General features: G+C 56.0%; 14 protein-coding genes. 6 read left to right on the forward strand and 8 right to left on the reverse strand.

Annotated features, from left to right (window positions below; genetic code table 11):
• Positions 1 to 58: 58 nt before the first annotated feature.
• The 4 genes from yidC to rpmH are packed head-to-tail and all read right to left on the reverse strand — an operon-like array spanning position 59 to position 2,628.
• Positions 59 to 1,774: a membrane protein insertase YidC gene (yidC, locus tag MDHKLMBL_RS13105; protein ID WP_104270968.1), complete on the reverse strand. Its 1,716-nt coding sequence runs from the start codon at positions 1,772 to 1,774 to the stop codon at positions 59 to 61.
• A gap of 4 nt (positions 1,775 to 1,778) precedes the next feature.
• Complete coding sequence (gene yidD, locus MDHKLMBL_RS13110; protein WP_104270969.1) at positions 1,779 to 2,072, reverse strand: membrane protein insertion efficiency factor YidD; 294 nt, start codon at positions 2,070 to 2,072, stop codon at positions 1,779 to 1,781.
• Positions 2,072 to 2,479, reverse strand: coding sequence for a ribonuclease P protein component (gene rnpA / locus MDHKLMBL_RS13115; RefSeq protein ID WP_104270970.1), 408 nt, complete (start codon positions 2,477 to 2,479; stop codon positions 2,072 to 2,074). The genes yidD and rnpA overlap by 1 nt, the downstream gene beginning before the upstream one ends.
• A 14-nt stretch (positions 2,480 to 2,493) precedes the next feature.
• Entirely contained in the window at positions 2,494 to 2,628 is a 135-nt protein-coding gene (gene rpmH, locus MDHKLMBL_RS13120; RefSeq protein WP_008172542.1) for a 50S ribosomal protein L34, read from the reverse strand.
• Between the two features lie 645 nt (positions 2,629 to 3,273).
• On the opposite strand from rpmH, the gene dnaA reads away from it, so the two are divergent.
• The 5 genes from dnaA (at position 3,274) to gyrB (ending at position 10,900) form a co-directional block, all read left to right on the forward strand.
• Positions 3,274 to 4,728 carry a chromosomal replication initiator protein DnaA gene (dnaA, locus tag MDHKLMBL_RS13125; RefSeq protein ID WP_104270971.1) on the forward strand — a complete coding sequence of 485 codons (1,455 nt, stop codon included), beginning with the start codon at positions 3,274 to 3,276 and terminating at the stop codon, positions 4,726 to 4,728.
• A gap of 55 nt (positions 4,729 to 4,783) precedes the next feature.
• Entirely contained in the window at positions 4,784 to 5,887 is a 1,104-nt protein-coding gene (gene dnaN, locus MDHKLMBL_RS13130; RefSeq protein ID WP_008172539.1) for a DNA polymerase III subunit beta, read from the forward strand.
• A 15-nt stretch (positions 5,888 to 5,902) separates the two neighbouring features.
• Complete coding sequence (locus MDHKLMBL_RS13135) at positions 5,903 to 7,174, forward strand: ABC1 kinase family protein (RefSeq protein ID WP_008172537.1); 1,272 nt, start codon at positions 5,903 to 5,905, stop codon at positions 7,172 to 7,174.
• A gap of 128 nt (positions 7,175 to 7,302) precedes the next feature.
• Entirely contained in the window at positions 7,303 to 8,430 is a 1,128-nt protein-coding gene (gene recF / locus MDHKLMBL_RS13140; protein ID WP_104270972.1) for a DNA replication/repair protein RecF, read from the forward strand.
• Between the two features lie 55 nt (positions 8,431 to 8,485).
• Positions 8,486 to 10,900 (forward strand): DNA topoisomerase (ATP-hydrolyzing) subunit B, encoded by a 2,415-nt coding sequence (gyrB, locus tag MDHKLMBL_RS13145; RefSeq protein WP_008172535.1) that lies wholly within the window; start codon positions 8,486 to 8,488, stop codon positions 10,898 to 10,900.
• Positions 10,901 to 11,000: 100 nt separating this feature from the next.
• Here gyrB and MDHKLMBL_RS13150 read toward each other — a convergent pair whose 3' ends face one another.
• The 3 genes from MDHKLMBL_RS13150 to MDHKLMBL_RS13160 form a co-directional block, all read right to left on the reverse strand.
• On the reverse strand, positions 11,001 to 11,765 hold the full coding sequence (locus tag MDHKLMBL_RS13150; protein ID WP_008176596.1) for a VC0807 family protein: 765 nt from the start codon (positions 11,763 to 11,765) through the stop codon (positions 11,001 to 11,003).
• A gap of 205 nt (positions 11,766 to 11,970) precedes the next feature.
• Positions 11,971 to 13,248 (reverse strand): 4-aminobutyrate--2-oxoglutarate transaminase, encoded by a 1,278-nt coding sequence (gabT, locus tag MDHKLMBL_RS13155; RefSeq protein ID WP_053115502.1) that lies wholly within the window; start codon positions 13,246 to 13,248, stop codon positions 11,971 to 11,973.
• Positions 13,249 to 13,337: 89 nt separating this feature from the next.
• Complete coding sequence (locus MDHKLMBL_RS13160; protein WP_104270973.1) at positions 13,338 to 15,068, reverse strand: ABC transporter transmembrane domain-containing protein; 1,731 nt, start codon at positions 15,066 to 15,068, stop codon at positions 13,338 to 13,340.
• Positions 15,069 to 15,320: 252 nt separating this feature from the next.
• Between MDHKLMBL_RS13160 and MDHKLMBL_RS13165 the strand changes: the two genes are divergently transcribed.
• Positions 15,321 to 17,138 carry an ABCB family ABC transporter ATP-binding protein/permease gene (locus MDHKLMBL_RS13165; protein ID WP_104270974.1) on the forward strand — a complete coding sequence of 606 codons (1,818 nt, stop codon included), beginning with the start codon at positions 15,321 to 15,323 and terminating at the stop codon, positions 17,136 to 17,138.
• On the opposite strand, the gene MDHKLMBL_RS13170 is transcribed toward MDHKLMBL_RS13165, so the two are convergent.
• A complete protein-coding gene (locus MDHKLMBL_RS13170; protein WP_104270975.1) occupies positions 17,123 to 18,472 on the reverse strand; it encodes a sensor domain-containing diguanylate cyclase in 1,350 nt (449 codons plus the stop codon). The genes MDHKLMBL_RS13165 and MDHKLMBL_RS13170 overlap by 16 nt on opposite strands.
• Positions 18,473 to 18,524 lie beyond the last annotated feature (52 nt).

The following is an 18,524-nucleotide window of genomic DNA, read 5'->3' on the forward strand; positions in this document are numbered from 1 at the left end:
GGCTGAAAACAACAAAGGCTCCATACAGGAGCCTTTGCCGGGTCGGTTCGGGCACCGGTCAGTGCTTCTTGCCGGCCATTTCTGCTTCGATCTTGCGGGTAATGTACCACTGCTGGGCAATGGACAGAATATTGTTCACCAGCCAGTACAGAACCAGACCTGCCGGGAACCACAGGAAGAAGACCGTAAAGATCAACGGCATCATCTTCATGATCTTGGCCTGCATCGGATCCGGAGGCGTCGGGTTCAGACTCATCTGCAGGAACATGCTGGCACCCATCAGAATCGGCAGGATGAAGTACGGGTCCATGACCGACAGATCCTGAATCCACAGCATGAATGGCGCGTGACGAAGCTGAACACTCTCGAACAGAACCCAGTACAGGGAGATGAACACCGGCATCTGTACCAGTATGGGCAGACAGCCACCCAGCGGATTGATCTTCTCCCGCTTGTACAACGCCATCATTTCCTGGGACATGCGCTGCCGGTCGTCTCCGTACAGTTCTTTCAGCCGGGTCAGCTGAGGCGCAACGGCCCGCATCTTGGCCATAGACTTGTAGCTGGTAGCGGACAGATGGAAAAACACCGCCTTGACCAGAACCGTCAGCAGGATGATGGACACGCCCCAGTTGCCAACCAGGCTATGGAACCAGTCCAGAATGATGAACAGCGGCAGCGAAATGAAGAACAACCAGCCGAAATCAACGGTACGGTCGAGGTTCGGAGCCATGCCTTCAAGGCGTTCAATGATCTTCGGCCCAACGTAGGCCCGGGCACCGATCTCTGCGGTTTCGCCCGGCGCCACACTGGTAGCCGGATAAACAAAGCCCATTACATAGTTCGGGCCACGGCGCGTGGTCTGGTACTGGGCGGGAATATCGCGCTCCGGTACCCATGCCGACAGGAAGTAGTGCTGCAGGAAGGCCAGCCAGCCGTTGGTAACCGACTGATTGATCTGGTTTTCCTGGAGGTCTCCGAAATCAAACTTCTCGTAGGGATCTTCCGGGGAGCTGATGACCAGACCCAGGAAGGCCTGGATACCCATGCTGGTCTGGGAGGTCGGGTCCGGGGACTGATCCCGGACGATCTTGCCGGTGAAATTGGCCTGCCATTCTTCACTCGACTGGTTTTCAACCAGATATTTGACGCCAATTTCGTAGCTGTTGCGTTCAAATTCATAACGCTTGGTGATCTGGACGCCATTATCAGAGGTGTAAGTCAGATCTACCTGAAGCTGATTGTCGCCTTCCGCCAGTTCATAGCTTGCAGCGTCAGCACTGTAGACCGGAGCCGAACCGTTTTTGCGACTGTCCGGGCCATCACGACCAATCAGTCCACTTTCAAGTACATAAAGGCGATTCTGGGTGTTGTTCAGCAGGGTTAGCGGTGCCTTGCTGTTCAGGGACTTGTCGTAATTGAGCAGCTGGGCTTTCACCAGGTTGCCACTGACCCGATCAATCTGCAGGTCGTAGACATCGGTGCGAACCGTGATGAACTGATCGCTAACGCTGGTGGTGGTTTCTGTTGAACTGACGACAGCCTGACCGGTCTCCGGAGTTGTGAACTCACCATCGCCATTAACCTGAGCGGAGCTGTCCTCCGGAAGCACCATATTGTCTGTATTGGCCATGCTGCCAGCGCTTTGGGAAGGCTGGGATTCAGTGACCTGAGCCGTCTCGGGCGGCTGATGGTAATCCTCATTCCAGGCAAGCACCATCAGATAACTGACAATAGCCAGGCCGGCAAATAATACGATGCGTTGAATATCCATAGAGTTACTGTCTGGTCTGGGTTGTTGTATGGGAGTGATCAGCGTGTACGCAGGCTGTTGCGGTTTCCGGAGCCCGGGGTTCTGTCGTTCCCGGTACAGGATCATAACCGCCTTCCGCCCAGGGATGACACCTTAACAGACGCCGGATTGCGAGAAATAATCCTTTAAATGCGCCATGGTGGTTTATGGCTTCAACGGCGTATTGAGAGCAGGTGGGGTAGTGGCGGCAGTGACTGGCCATCAGCGGACTGATTGCATACTGGTAGAAGCGGATGGGCAGAAGCAGAAGCTTGCGCATTAACCCGTTCCTCGATCGACAGTGTCCGATGTTGCTGCCCGGGATGGCTGAGATTGAGCGTACTTTTTCCTGAGACGGCGTAAGAGGTCGTCCATGGATGCCCGAACCGAGTGGTTGTCCAGGGAAACCAGACCCTGGCGTCCCAGAACCACAAGGTCGAGGCCGGGCAGATCCGTCTGGTGACGGAAACTTTCCCTGACCTGTCGCTTTACCCGGTTCCTCTGGACTGCAAGCTTCAGGTTTTTCTTCGAGAAGATCAAACCGATCCTGGCGTGACCGAGGTTATTCGGTGTCGCCAGGATCAGAAAATTCCGGTGTGGAACTTTCAGCTGCACGTCGTTGAAGACTTTGCCGTAATCAGCAGGTCGCAAGAGACGATGCGATTTCGGGAAACTCAAAGCCTTCATGAGGCAATCAGAGCTTACGCGGACAGACGTGCGCGACCCTTGGCACGACGACGGGAAATAACCTTGCGGCCGTTGGCAGTGGCCATACGGGCACGGAAACCGTGAACGCGCTTACGCTTCAGGACGCTTGGTTGAAACGTTCTTTTCATGGTGATGATCTCACAATTCGTAAGTTGGAAATTCAGTAACTGGCTGGAAAATGAACAGCCAAAACAGGAGCGGCATTCTATGCAAATACCGGTGGGAATTCAATGCTTATTGCTAGGGGGTTGTGCGCATGCCCGAAATTCGGAATCAGCCAGGTCAGCTAATAAATTCAGTAAGTCTTTTTAGAATTCTTTTAAGGATTAATTATTACTGTTATTAGTACCGCAGGTTTCTGTGGATAAGCGAAGAAAAGATCAGAAAAACAGTTCGTTGGGCGGTTTATAAGGGTATTGATAAGGCGCCCTGAGATCTGTGGACGATGGCAGGGTGAAATGTGGGTAAGTCGTTTTCGAAGCGAGGTTCAAAGTTATCCCCGGTTGTATCCCGTGGTTCCTAACAGGGTTAAACCCGGGCTGTACACACAGGGCTGTGGGTAACTTTCATTGTAGGAATTTTCTGTACACAAGGTTGTAGGTAAGTTCGTAAAAAATTGAAATATAAAGAAATAAATTTCCACAGGCTGTTCATGAACTGGCTTTAGCCCTTTCACTGGAGGGCCGGTCGGGTTAGAATTCGGGGTCATCTCACAGGACAGGAAGTCCCTTGTCCGTTCAGAGACATTTCAGGGTTATCGGGAGCAGGCTGTCGTGCCAAACAGTATGTGGCATCAATGTCTTGAAGTACTCCGGGACGAGTTTCCCGCACAACAGTTCAATACCTGGCTCAGGCCCCTGCAGTCCGATCACCGGGAGGGGCAGTTGATGCTGTTCGCCCCAAACCGTTTTGTCATGGATTGGGTAAACGAAAAGTACCTGCGACGTATCGAAGAGGTGCTTAAGGATCTGAACGGTGGGCAGGCGCCCCGGGTCAATATGAAAGTGGGTTCCGCACCCCGTGAAGGCGAACCGGTCAAACGGTCGGAAACACCTGCCCGCGTTAACGGTCAGGTTCAGGAAGAGGCCGGCAGCCGGGTAACCGAAGAAGAAAAAGGGGTGGCCGCCACCGTTGCATCCACACCATCCGTGCGCCCGAAGAGTGACACCCAGCGGCGTCCGGTTCAGGTTGAAGGTGACATCAAACACCAGAGCTTCCTCAACGAGGGGTTCACCTTCGAAACCTTTGTGGAAGGCAAATCCAACCAGCTCGCCCGTGCCGCATCCATGCAGGTGGCCGAGAATCCGGGTGGAGCCTACAACCCTCTGTTTTTGTACGGCGGGGTTGGTCTTGGTAAAACACACCTGATGCATGCGATCGGCAACGAAATTGTCCGTCGTAACCCCAAGGCGAAGGTGGCCTATCTCCGTTCGGAGCGTTTTGTTGCCGATATGGTGAAGGCATTGCAGCTTAACGCCATCAACGAGTTCAAGCGCTATTACCGTTCAGTGGATGCGCTGTTGATTGATGATATCCAGTTCTTCGCCCGCAAGGAGCGTTCCCAGGAAGAGTTCTTCCATACCTTTAATGCGTTGTTGGAAGGCGGGCAGCAGGTAATCGTTACCTGCGATCGGTTTCCGAAAGAAATTGTGGATATGGAAGAGCGACTCAAATCGCGGTTTGGCTGGGGCCTGACGGTGATGGTAGAGCCGCCGGAACTGGAAACGCGGGTTGCCATTTTGATGAAAAAGGCCGATCAGGCCAATGTTAAGCTTAGCAGCGAAGCGGCCTTTTTTATTGCCCAGAAGATTCGTTCAAACGTTCGGGAGCTAGAAGGCGCGCTTCGTCTGGTGATAGCGAATGCTCACTTCACCGGCTCTGAAATCACTCCGCCGTTTATCCGGGAGAGCCTGAAAGACCTGTTGGCGCTGCACGAGAAACAGGTGAGCATCGACAACATTCAGCGCACGGTGGCGGAATATTACAAGATCAAGGTGGCCGATCTGCTATCCAAGCGCCGGACTCGAACGGTGACCCGGCCAAGGCAGGTCGCCATGGCGTTGTCGAAGGAGCTGACCAATCACAGCTTGCCGGAGATTGGTGATGCCTTTGGCGGGCGTGACCACACCACCGTATTGCATGCGTGCAAGAAAATCGTGGAGTTGCAGGAGACTGATCCGGGCATCCGCGAGGATTATCAGAATTTTATGAGACTGCTGACCACCTGATGCCGGGCGTTGGCGAACAACATTCACCCTTCCAACATAAAGAAAGCTGAGTGCCATGAAACTGACGATCAGCCGTGAATCCCTGCTTACCCCGCTGCAAAGCATTGCTGGCGTGGTGGAAAAGAAACAGACCATGCCCGTGCTCTCCAACGTGTTGCTGGTGGCCGAGGACAATACCCTGACCCTGACCGGTACCAATATGGAAGTGGAACTGGTGGCGCGGGTAACACCGGTGCATGTAGATCAGCCCGGCCGGATTACCGTCCCGGCCCGCAAGCTGTCGGATATCTCCCGGGCCCTGGGTGACGAGGCGCCGATGGAGTTGTCGCTTGAAGGCGATCGGTTGCACCTGCGGTGTGGCGCCAGCCACTTTACCCTGTCGACCCTGCCGGCGGAGCACTTTCCGAACGTGGAAGACGAAGACGAGAGCTTCCGTCTGGAATTGCCCCAGAAAGAACTCGGCCGGATGCTCGATGCCACGGCGTTCGCCATGGCTCAGCAGGACGTGCGCTATTACCTGAACGGACTGTTGCTGGAAGTGGACAAGGACCATGTGCGGACGGTAGCTACCGACGGCCATCGATTGGCCATGGCACATCTGGAACTGGCCACCAATTGCCCGGAGCTGCGTCAGGTTATTGTTCCGCGCAAAGGGGTACTGGAACTGGCCCGGTTGCTCGATGATGTGGAAACACCGGTGACCCTGGTTATTGGCGATAACCACCTGCGAGCGACGGTGGGGTCTTATACCTTCACCTCGAAACTGATTGAAGGCAAATTCCCCGACTACAATCGCGTGATTCCGCGCGGGGGCGACAAGATCGTCCTGGCGGACCGCGCCACCTTGAAGAACACCCTGCAACGGGCGGGCATCCTGTCCCACGAGAACATCCGCGGCGTGCGCCTGAACCTGGCATCCAATGAACTCCAGGTATTTGCCAACAACCCGGATCAGGAACAGGCCGAAGACGCGCTGCCGGTGGACTATCAGGGCGAATCCCTGCAAATCGGTTTTAATGTAGGCTATCTGGTGGATGTCATGAACGCGCTGGATGAGGACCAGGTAAAAATAACCCTGTCGAATCCGAACAGCAGTGCGTTGATAGAGGCGCAAAACGATAACCGTTGCCTCTATGTTGTCATGCCCATGAGGCTGTAGGAGGAGATGAGATTGATGAGTACCGTAACGAATGGAATCAAAGGCGCCTTCAGGATTGGCCAGACTGTGTCGGTACTCGGGCGCACCGGGATCAACTGGCTTCGGGGGGATCGCCCTCCAACGCCGCGCTTGCTGAGGCAGACGTTTGAATCCCTCGGTGCAACCTACATCAAACTGGGACAGTTCATTGCCAGCTCCCCGACGTTTTTCCCTAAGGAGTATGTCGAGGAGTTCCAGCACTGCCTGGACAGAACACCCAACCTGCCCTTTGGTGTGATCAAGAGAATTATCCGGGAAGAGCTTGGTCGGCCCCTGGAGGAAGTCTATTCGGAAATCGATCCGGTGGCCCTGGCGTCGGCATCGATTGCCCAGGTTCACGCCGCGCGTCTGGTCTCCGGTGAAGAAGTGGTGATCAAGGTTCAGAAGCCGGGTGTGGAAAACATTCTCTTAACCGATCTTAACTTCCTGTACCTGTCTGCCCGTATTCTGGAAATTCTGGCGCCAAAACTGTCCTGGACCTCCATGTCCGGTATCGTCGAGGAAATCCAGCGGACCATGATGGAAGAGTGCGATTTCATCAAGGAAGCGAGCAACCTGAAGGTGTTCCGGGAGTTTCTGCACGATACCCATAATGAAGATGCGGCAGTACCGAGGGTGTTCGAACACTGCAGCACCCGGCGGATCCTGACCATGGAGCGGTTCCACGGTGTGTCCCTGACCGATCTGGAAAGTATCCGCGGTTACGCCCGTGATCCGGAGCGTACCCTGATCACCGCCATGAACACCTGGTTTTCCAGTTTGACCCAATGTGAGTTTTTCCACGCGGATGTGCACGCCGGCAACCTGATGGTTCTCAAGGACGGTCGGGTTGGTTTTATTGACTTCGGAATTGTTGGTCGTATCAAGCCGGATACCTGGCAGGCGGTGAGCGATTTTATTTCAGCCGTTATGGTTGGGAATTTCGAGGGAATGGCCGACGCGATGATCCGCATCGGTATTACCCGCCAGACGGTTCGGGTAGATGATCTGGCCAGCGATTTGAGACGGCTCTACCAGCAGATGGACCGAATGGTGCCCGACGAGGTTCCCTATGAGGCGGAGCAGGCAGAAGACGATGTTAATCATATCCTGATGGATATGGTTAAGATCGGCGAAAGCCATGGCCTGCATTTTCCAAGGGAATTCGCTTTGCTACTGAAACAGTTCCTGTATTTCGATCGCTATGTTCACATCCTTGCACCAGAAATGGATGTGTTCATGGACGAACGGTTGAACATGCTCCACTGAGGCTGTCGCCTTGAGCGATTGGCTTTTGTACACTAGGGCAGCGTTACCGACGGGAAGGTAACGCTGCCTTTTTCGTTAAAGGGTTTTGTGTTGGTTCCTGCCCTCGTCCCCTTCGAGTCTGCTTTTCTATGGCGCTTGTAAAATTCCAGACTGAGAACTTCCGCAACCTGTCGTCGGCGCCGATCAGCTTTTCATCGTCGTTTAATCTGCTTTACGGAGAAAATGGAAGCGGCAAAACAAGCGTGCTGGAAGCCATCGGTTATCTGGGATTGGGCCGTTCGTTTCGGGTGAACAGACACCAGGCAGTGGTGAGTCATGGCGAACAACGGCTGACGGTGTTTGGTGGTCTCGATCATGGGTTGGACTCACGCAGGCATGGCAGCGAGACCGATCTGGTGCATCGCCTGGGAATATCCCGGGATGTGGGTCAGAAGGAAACGATGTTACGGGTGGATGGTGAGGCGGTCAGGAGTCTTTCTGCCCTCGCCAAGCATCTGCCGGTATCTGTGATCGATCCTGGTGTTTTTGATGTGGTGGCAGGTGGACCCGGGAAGCGGCGTCAGTTTCTGGACTGGTTAGTGTTCCACGTGGAACCTTCCTTTGGATCTCTCTGGCAACAATGCCAGAGAGTGACATCACAGCGGAATCAAACGCTGAGAAATGGTAGACTAGACGAAGCTTTAATGCGTGTCTGGGATCATCAGTACGCTACCCTGAGTGAGCGCATTACTGAGGCCCGTGCCGGCACCTTTGGCCGGTTCAAGTTGGCTTTTGAAAAGCTGGTTCGGGAAGTAGAGGTACCCTGGACCGAAGGTCTGAAGCTCGAGTATTACCCGGGCTGGGATGTCAGTCGGCCGCTGGCAGAATTACTGGTAGACCATCGAGATCAGGAGCGAAAAGTCGGGCACACATTGTATGGTCCGAATCGCGCAGACATCCGGTTGAAGTTTCAGGGCAGGCCTGTTGCCGAAACGTTCTCCCGGGGCCAGCAGAAAACCCTGGTGATTTTGATGAAGATTGCCCAAGGCATGGTGTTGAGTGACATGGGCAAGCAGGTGACCTTTTTGCTCGACGATATTAACGCCGAGTTGGATGAGGGCCATCGCGCCATGTTGGCTATCAGGTTACAGGCATTACGTTGTCAGGTGTTTATCACGTCGATTGAGCGTCCTATGGTGGATCAGCTCTGGCCCGAGGGTAATGCACCGGATTACAGATTGTTCCACGTGGAACATGGCAAATTGACGGAAGAATAAGACCGGTGCGAAGAGCAAAGAATGCTCCGGCCTATCACGCTTCAGGAGTTTCCGAATGAGTGAATCGAACTATAATTCCTCCAGTATCAAAGTCTTGAAAGGGCTGGATGCGGTGCGAAAGCGGCCAGGCATGTACATCGGGGATACCGATGATGGCACTGGCCTGCACCACATGGTCTTTGAATTGGTGGATAACTCCATCGACGAAGCGCTTGCGGGCTACTGCTCAGAGATTGGTGTGATTATCCACCCGGACGAATCGGTAACCGTGAAAGACAACGGACGTGGCATCCCGGTGGACCTCCATGAAGAGGAAGGCGTTTCGGCTGCGGAAGTTATCATGACCGTGCTGCACGCCGGCGGTAAGTTCGACGATAACTCCTACAAGGTGTCCGGCGGTCTTCACGGCGTGGGTGTCTCGGTGGTGAACGCATTGTCCTCTACCCTCACCCTGACCATTCGTAGAGACAACAAGGTTTACGAGCAGACCTACACCCACGGTGTTCCCAATGCACCTCTGGCAGCCGTCGGCGAGACCGACGCATCGGGTACCAAGGTGCATTTCATTCCCTCGCCGGAAACCTTTACCCACATTGAATTCCACTACGACATTCTCGCCAAGCGTCTGCGTGAGCTCGCGTTCCTGAACAGTGGCGTGCGCATTCGTCTGACCGACGAGCGTTCTGGCAAGGAAGAAGTCTTCGAGTACGAAGGTGGCCTGCGCGCCTTTGTCGAGCATCTGAATTCCAACAAGACCCCGATCAACCGCGTTTTCCATTTTAATCGCGAGCGCGAAGACGGTATCGCGGTGGAAGTCTCCATGCAGTGGAACGATGCTTTTCAGGAGAACATCTACTGCTTTACCAACAACATCCCCCAGCGCGATGGCGGCACACACCTGGCGGGCTTCCGGGCGGCCCTGACCCGTTCCCTCAATAACTATATCGAGCAGGAAGGTCTGGGCAAGAAGGCGAAAGTTGCGACCTCCGGTGACGATGCCCGGGAAGGCCTGACTGCCATCATCAGCGTCAAGGTTCCGGACCCGAAGTTCTCCTCACAGACCAAGGACAAGCTGGTCTCCTCCGAGGTGAAGACCGCGGTTGAGCAGGAGCTGTACCAGAGTTTTGCGGAGTACCTGCAGGAGCAGCCGAACGAAGCCAAACTCATCGTCAACAAAATGCTGGAAGCCGCCAGGGCTCGTGAAGCCGCTCGAAAGGCGCGTGACATGACTCGCCGCAAAGGCGCCCTGGATATCGCCGGTCTGCCCGGCAAACTGGCCGACTGCCAGGAGAAGGACCCCGCCCTTTCCGAACTTTACATTGTGGAGGGTGACTCGGCCGGTGGTAGCGCCAAACAGGGCCGTGACCGCAAGACCCAGGCAATCCTTCCGCTGAAAGGTAAGATCCTGAACGTGGAAAAAGCCCGCTTTGACAAGATGCTGTCCTCTGCAGAAGTGGGCACCCTGATCACGGCTCTGGGCTGTGGTATCGGCCGGGAAGAATTCAATCCCGATAAACTGCGTTACCACTCCATTATCATCATGACCGACGCGGACGTGGACGGTTCTCACATCCGGACACTGCTGCTGACCTTCCTGTTCCGTCAGATGCGCGAAATCATCGAGCGTGGCCATGTCTTTATCGCCATGCCGCCGCTTTACAAGGTCAAGCGTGGCAAGCAGGAGCAGTACCTGAAGGACGAGAAGGCCAAGGAAGCTTACCTCACCCAGACCGCTCTGGAAGGTGCCCAGCTCTATGTGAACCCGGAAGCCCCGGCGATCAAGGATTCCGCTCTGGAAACCATGGTCAAGGACTACCAGGCGGTCATGAACATGATTGGGCGACTGTCCCGGGCCTACCCGGCAAAGGTGCTGGAGCAGATGCTCCAGAACGTCACGCTCAAGCCTGAGCATCTGAAGGAAGAAGCTTCCGTGGCTCGCTGGGTTGCGCGTCTTGGTGATGGCCTGGACCTGGATACCCGCACCGGTACCAAATACACCTTCTCGGTCACCAAGGATACCGAGCGGGCGCTGTACCTGCCGAAGGTAACCATCTACGTGCATGGCATTCCCTACGAGCATGTATTCAGCCATGAGTTCTTTGAATCATCCTCGTACGCAGCGATCGCCCGCATGGGTGAAACCCTGGATGGCCTCATTGAAGACGGCGCCTATATCCAACGTGGCGAGCGTAAGCAGCCGGTGCTGTCGTTCGAAGGTGCCCTGGACTGGTTGATGAAAGAGGCCCAGCGCGGTCTGAATATCCAGCGCTATAAGGGTCTTGGCGAGATGAATCCGGAGCAGTTGTGGGAAACCACCATGGATCCGGAGACCCGCCGCATGATGAAAGTGACGATCGAAGACGCCATTGCGGCAGACCAGATCTTCACAACCCTGATGGGCGACGATGTCGAACCGCGTCGTAACTTCATTCAGACCAATGCCCTGGAAGTGACCAACCTGGACGTCTGATCACAACCGTCCAAAAGGCACAAAAAAAAGCGGCGAAGGCTTCAAGCCTTCGCCGCTTTTTTTGTTTTCGATCCCGTGCGGCAACGATCCACCGGAGGTTTTATTTACCGGTGCTCGATTCCGACGATTCGTTTCGCTCCCTCTCTTTCTCCGCCAGATGCGGTGCCATCACCTCTTCCAGCGTGTACCCGGTCAGCCGGCGGATGGTGCGCCAGAGATAATAAAAGATCAACATCATCATAATCATGGAAGGAATGGCGATCATGGGATAGCTCACCAGGGTCATCCGACCAAGCTCCTCATTGAACGCCTCGGTACCGGACGGGCTGACCACGATCCATTTAGCAATCACGTAGTTCATGATGGATGAAAACAGGAAGGTGCCCGCAAAGAAGTAACTCGCCTTGAGCAGGCGGGCCTCGAATTCCTCAACCCGATTGTGTTCTTCAAGGGTTTTGTGGATCTTATCGACATCCAGAACACTCGGGTTATACAGAAGGGTGCGTACCAGAGGGTACTTGGTTCGTGTGGAAGCCAGTACCGCCAGACCTATGATCGCGGGAATCGCGGCTTCCTTGATGGCTAACCAACCCGCATCCAGCTCAAGCAGGCCAATGCCGCCTGTCAGCCCGACACTGACCAGACCGAGTACCGCAATGAAGTTTTTCTTGCGGTACTTGATCAGTTCGAACAACCCCCAGCCCAGTGGAAACGCCAGGCCGATGACCAGTGCGTTCACGCTGCCCAGATGTTCTTCGCCACTGAACTTCATTAGGATAACGGATGGAATGATAATGCTGACCAGCAAGTCGACCCAGGGCCTTGGTTTGTGGTCCGGAACGTTGGCGGAGCTCGGAGACGTCATGTTCTAGCCTGATTGGTGAAACTGGAGCAGGCCGGAAGGCACTGCCGGAGTAGTCTGGGCAGTATACGATGAATCCAAGTGTGGACGTAACCGCCGTCACCGCACACAGAAGCGGCGGGTTGACTGAATAGACGCTTTCCAAACGGGCATAAAAAAACCGGGCTTATGCCCGGCTTTTCTGTTTCTTCTTGAACGTCAGCGCCGATCAGGCACCCACTTCCTTGAGGCTTTCTTCCACAATCGCCAGCCCTTCTTCCAGCACCTCGTCTTCGATGGTGACCGGCATCAGGAACCGCAAGGTGTTGCCGTACATACCACAGCTCAGGAGAATCAGACCCTTCTCCTTCGCCTTCTTGGTTACCGCCGCTGCCAGTTCCGGCTTGGGCGTACGGCTTTCCTTGCTTTCCACCAGCTCAAACGCAGCCATGGGACCGAGGTTGCGCACATTGTCGACGTGGGCAAACTGTTCCTGCCACTGGCTGAAGCGCTGCTTCAGTTTTTCGCCCAGCGCCTGGGACTTGCCGAGAATGTCCTCTTCCTTGAACACGTCGAATACGGCCAGGGCTGCTGCACAGGCGGTCGGGCTGCCCGTGTAGGTGCCGCCCAGAGAGTTCGGGCCGGACGCGTCCATGTACTTGTCGGTACCGACGATGGCGGAAATCGGCATGCCATCAGCCATACTCTTGGCCATGGTCATCAGATCCGGCTCAACGCCACTGTGCTCGATGGCAAACATCTTGCCGGTCCGGCCAAAACCGCTCTGCACTTCGTCTGCGATCATCAGGATATCGTTCTCGTCGCAGATCTTGCGGATTTCCTTGAGGAAGCTGGTCGGAGCCGCGTAGAAGCCGCCCTCACCCAGCACCGGCTCGATAACGATCGCTGCGGTGTTGCGGGCCGGGGAATCGGCTTTCATGGCCATTTTCAGGCCACGCAGTGCTTCATCTTCACTGACCCCGTGGTACGGAACCGGATAAGGCGCGCGATAAACGGTGCCGGGCATGGGGCCGAAATCCGTCTGGTACGGCGCTGCCTTACCGTTCATGGCCATGGTGTAGAAGGTCCGGCCGTGATAACCACCGTCGAAGCAGATGACGTTGGTTTTGCCAGTCGCTGCACGGGCGATCTTCATGGCGTTTTCCAGGGCCTCGGCACCGGAGTTGGCCAGCATTACCTTGGCGTGGCCACGCACAGGAACCACACCGCTGAGCTTCTCCGCCAGTTTCACGTAGCCCTCATAGGGCATAACCGTCTGGCAGGTATGCATCAGCTTGTCCAGCTGTGCCTTGACCGCTTCCACCACCTTCGGGTGGCGATGGCCGATGTTCAGTACGCCGATGCCGCCGGCGAAATCGATCATGCGCTTGCCGTCTGCATCCCACAGCTCTGCATTCGTTGCATGGTCGGCAAACTGTTCGTTGGGACTTGCCGCGCCCGCCGCAACGTAGCGTTCTTTGAGTGCCTGCAATTCTTTATTGCTCACTTTGCCATTCTCCCTGGGTTCAGGTTCGAAAGTTTCACCTACCAGTGTAAGTAGTACGGTCACAGGAAACAAACCGACTATTGTCTCCCTCAGGCGGCATCGTCCCGAAACTGCAGTTTTGCGAGGCGCTGATAGAGGGCGTTATGGCGCATCAACTCCTCGTGACTGCCTACTGCCAGCAGGCGTCCCTGGTCCAATACCGCAATACGGTCAGCGTCCCGGACAGTGGCCAGTCGATGGGCAATCACCAGGGTGGTTCTCCCGGCGGTGAGCGCCGGCATAGCCTGTTGGATCAGGTTTTCACTTTCCGCATCCAGGGCACTGGTAGCTTCATCCAGTAACAGGATCGGGGCATCGGCCAGCAGCGCGCGGGCAATGGCAAGACGCTGTTTCTGGCCACCGGACAGGCCCAGGCCAGCATCCCCGAGTGGCGTCTCGTAGCCCTTTGGCAGGCTCTGGATGAAATCATGGGCATGGGCGATTTTCGCAGCCCGTTCGACATCCTCCTGGTTGGCATCGGGCCGGGCATAGCGGATATTGTCGGCCACGGTGCCATGGAACAGGGCGGGATTCTGAGGCACCAGTGAAAAACACCGGCGCAGGGCATCGAGAGACAGCTCGGCCGTGTCGAGACCGTCGATCAGAATTCGGCCCCCTGTCGGCTGGTAAAAGTGCAGTAACAGATCAAACAGGGTGGATTTGCCGGCTCCGGACGGGCCCACCAGGGCCAGGGTCTCGCCAGCTTTAACTTCAAGCGTAAGATCCGTAAGCGCGGGCTGTTCCAGCCGCCCCGGATAGCTGAAGCTGAGCCGGTCAATCCGGATTGCTCCCTGCACGTGTTCAGGCAGTTTCAGCGTCGACTCTTTGCGCTCAAACGCCGGCTCCGTCTGCAGCAGTTCAAACAGCCGCGCCGCCGACCCCGCAGCCCTCTGCAACTCGCCGATGACCTCGCTGATGGCGCCGGCAGCAACACCCACCAGAAGACTGTAGAAGACAAAGGCTGCCAGCTCACCCGGGCTGATCCGGCCGTGAATAACGTCCAGGCCCCCTATCCAGATAACGATGCCCACAGCGCCCATCACCAGGGAAATGGCCAGTGTGGTCAGCCAGGCGCGCTGACGGATACGCTGGCGGGCGATCTCGAACGCCCGTTCAGACACTTCGGAAAAATATTTGCGGTCGTGGGGCTGATGGTTGAAGGCCTGAACGGTCTTGATCTGCGTGAGGTTCTCGCCCACGTAACTGCCAACATCGGCAACCCGGTCTTGGCTTAAACGGGAAAGAGCCCGCACCCGCCGGCCATAGAACAGAATAGGCGCGATCACTAGGGGAAAGCCCAGCAGAATAATGCTCGCCAGTTTGGCGTTGGTGATGAACAGCAGCAGCAACCCCCCGACCAGCATCAGGGCATTGCGCAGCGCAATGGAAACCGTGGAGCCAATCACCGACTGCAGAACCGTGGTATCGGCGGTGAACCGGGACTGGATTTCCAGGGCCCGGTTCTGCTCGAAAAAGCCCGGATGAAGATCAATCAGGTGGTTAAACACCTTCTTGCGAATATCCGCCACCACCCGCTCGCCGATCCAGGACACGAGATAGAACCGGGCAAACGAGCCAAATGCGAGCCCCAATACCAGGATGAAAAACAGACCGATGGCTCTGGCCAGATTCTCCGGCGACTCGGTGGCTAATCCCTGATCGACAAGAATACGTAAACCCTGCCCTAACCCGAGCGTAATACCGGCCGTAAAAATCAGCGCCACCAGGGCACCTGCGACGGCCCGGCGATAGGGGCTGATAAAGTCGATGACCAGTCTCAGGGCCTTGCGGTGACGAGTGTTAATGATGTGCCTCCTGGATACGGGGTGCTGTAGACTCCGCTAACAATACGGTTTGTACTCCATACAAGACCTATCATACAGCTACGCAAGAGCGTGCGGGTGGAGCAGCTTGCCAGGACCGTCGAAAGCCAGGGATGGCTTTCGCCGAGCGTACAGGGACGTATTTACAGCGTGTCCTGGCAAGCTGCTCCACCCGCGCGCTCGACTACTCCGAAGCGGAAGGAACATGAATTGAGAGCCTACGCCGACAACGATTACCCGGCAGATCATAAACCGGACTGGAAAATCATTTCAGGCCTCTGGCCCTATCTCGCCGAATTCCGCGGCCGGGTGGCCTTATCCCTGGCCTTGCTGGTGTTGGCCAAGCTGGCCACCGTCGCCACGCCCATCGCCCTGAAATACATCGTCGACTATCTGGACCAGAACCGGGGCGCGGACATGCTGCTTTGGATCCCGGTGATCCTGGTAGTGGCCTACGGGGCGTTGCGCTTTGGCGCCACCCTGTTCAACGAGCTTCGGGATGCGGTCTTCGCGCGGGTGGCAGAGCGGGCCATGCGGCGGGTGTCCCTGCGGGTGTTCGAGCACCTGCATCAGCGCGAACTGGCCTTCCACCTGGACCGCAAGACCGGTGGCCTGGCCCGGGATATTGAGCGGGGCACCAACGGCATCAGCTTCCTGCTGCGCTTTACCCTGTTCAACATTGTGCCAACCCTCCTGGAAATCCTGATGGTCGCCGGCATCCTGTTCGTGGTGTTCAACGTGGGTTACGTGTTGGCGATCCTGGTGGCCGTGGTGGTCTACGTGGTGTTTTCCATCAAGATTACCGAGTGGCGGACCAAATTCGTGCGCGAAGCCAATGCCCGGGATAACCAGTCGAACTCGCGGGCCATAGACAGCCTGCTGAACTATGAAACCGTCAAATACTTCAACAATGAACGCTATGAGGCGCAGTTATACGACGTTGATCTGGACGACTGGGAACAGGCCCGGCTGAAAAACCGGTTGTCCCTTGCCGCGCTTAACTCCGGTCAGGCACTGATTATTGGTCTGGCGATGATCGTGATCATGGCCATGGCGGTCCGGGAAGTGGCCAGTGGTGAGATCACCCTCGGTGACTTCACCATGATCAACGCCTACCTGCTCCAGTTGTTCATTCCCCTGAACGCCCTGGGGTTTGTCTATCGCGAAATCCGGCAGGCACTGGTGAATGTCGAGCGCCTGTTCAAACTGCTGGCGGACAAACCGGCGATTGAAGATGCTCCGGATGCTACCGAGCTGGCCGTGAATAGGGGCGAAGTGCAGTTTGACCACATCCACTTTGCTTACCGACCGGACCGCCCGATTCTGAAGGATGTGAATTTTTCCATCCCGTCCGGCCACAAGATTGCCGTGGTGGGAGCCAGTGGCGCCGGCAAGTCCACCCTCGCCCGCCTGCTGTTCCGCTTTTACGACGTCGATCAGGGCGCCATAAGGATCGACGGCCAGGACATTCGGCAGGTGAGCCAGGACAGCCTGCGCTCGGCGATTGGTGTGGTGCCTCAGGATACGGTGCTGTTCAACGATACCCTTTACCGGAATCTGGCCTATGGCCGGCCGGAAGCCACCGAGGAAGAGGTGTACCGGGCGGCTCGAATGGCTCACCTGGAAGACTTTATCCACAGCTTGCCGGAGGGTTATGAAACCAAAGTCGGCGAACGTGGCCTCAAGCTCTCCGGCGGCGAGAAACAGCGGGTGGCCATCGCCCGGGTGATTCTGAAGAACCCGCCGTTGCTGATCCTGGATGAGGCTACGTCATCCCTGGATTCACTCTCGGAGCAGGCCATCCTTACGGCGCTCAAGGAAGTGAGCCAAAGGCGGACAACACTAGTGATTGCCCACAGGCTGTCCACTGTTATGGATGCGGACAGCATCCTTGTGATGGAGGGCGGAAAAATCGTGGAGAGCGGACACCATCAGGATTTGTTGGCCCGGAACGGGCACTACGCCCGGCTGTGGTTCCAGCAACACCAGTCTGATGGCGGGGATACCGAAATTCAGCCGGAATCCTGATCGTTGTAGTCAAACACGACCACTTGATTGCGGCCTTGAGCCTTGCCCCGGTACATCGCCTGGTCCGCACGTACCAGAATCTGGCTGGGTTTTTCGTCAGTCCGGTCGGAAATGGCAACGCCGCAGGTTATGGTGCCCCGCAGTTCATCAAAGCCAATGAACCGCAATTGTTCAACGGATCGGCGAAGGCGTTCTGCAAATTGCCTGGCACTGTTCTCGTCGCACTGAGGCAAGAGCACGGCAAACTCCTCGCCACCGATTCGCCCCAGCGTGTCGCCCGTACGCAGTTCATTTTTGATGCGGTGGGCAGTCTCCCTCAGGACAAGGTCACCAACGTGGTGCCCGTAATGATCATTCACTCTCTTGAACCAGTCAAAATCGAAGAGTACGACCGCATAGCCGGCGCCGTTCCGTTTCAGCCTCTCAAACTCCCAGGACAGCACCTCGGTGAAGCGACGCCGATTGGCTGCACCTGTGAGATCGTCAGTGGTTGATGTCTGTCGGAGCTCTTCTTCAAGCGTTTTCTGGGAGGTGATATCCAGGATCGCGCCGTGCCAGATGACCGTACCGTCCGGCTTGAATTCCGGTTTGGAACGGCCCAGAACCCAGCTGACCACGCCCTCGTTTATAACCCGATATTCACAGATCCAGTTTTCGCCGCTTTTCTTCGAGTGGTTAATGGTCTGTTCAACAAAGCCGCGGTCTTCTGGATGAATGGCCTGGAATACAATAGTCCCATCGGCGAGCGCCTGCTCAGGCGTCACGCCATAGACCCGTTCAATGCCGGCACTGGCATAGGGAAACGTCATGGTTCCGTCCGGTTTGATCTCGAACTGGAACACCACACCCGGCAAGAGCGACGCCATTTTTTCAAAACGCTGGATCGTTTGCTGTTGCTCAGCCTTGATTTGCTCCAGCCTCTGTTCGTACTGCTTGCTGCTGGAGATCTCTATGTGCGTTCCGGAAATCCACTCGGGCTCACCTTCAAGTGTCCGACTGACGAGGCGACCATAATCTCGGACCCAAACCCAATAGCCGTCGCGATGACGCATGCGGGCTTCACACTCGTAATACTCGGAGTCGCCGCGGAAATGAGCCGTTAACTTCTGCTCTGAGAGAGCCAGATCGTCCGGATGGGCGTGCTTCATCCAGGTGTCAATGGACACCGGTTGAAGTTCTTCCAGCGAATACCCGATGATTTCCGCCCAGCGCTCATTAAAAATCGTCTCCCCCGTCTGGACGTTCCATTCCCAGGTTCCGGCGCCGGTCCCTTCCAGAATGGTTTTTAGACGTGAGGCTTCGTCTTGCTGAAGATAAAAAGAATGAGAGGGCATTCCACGTACTGCATGTCAGAGAGTTCCCGGCGATCATATAAGAACATGTAGC

The organism is Marinobacter flavimaris (genome assembly GCF_002933295.1).
GTDB lineage: Bacteria > Pseudomonadota > Gammaproteobacteria > Pseudomonadales > Oleiphilaceae > Marinobacter > Marinobacter flavimaris.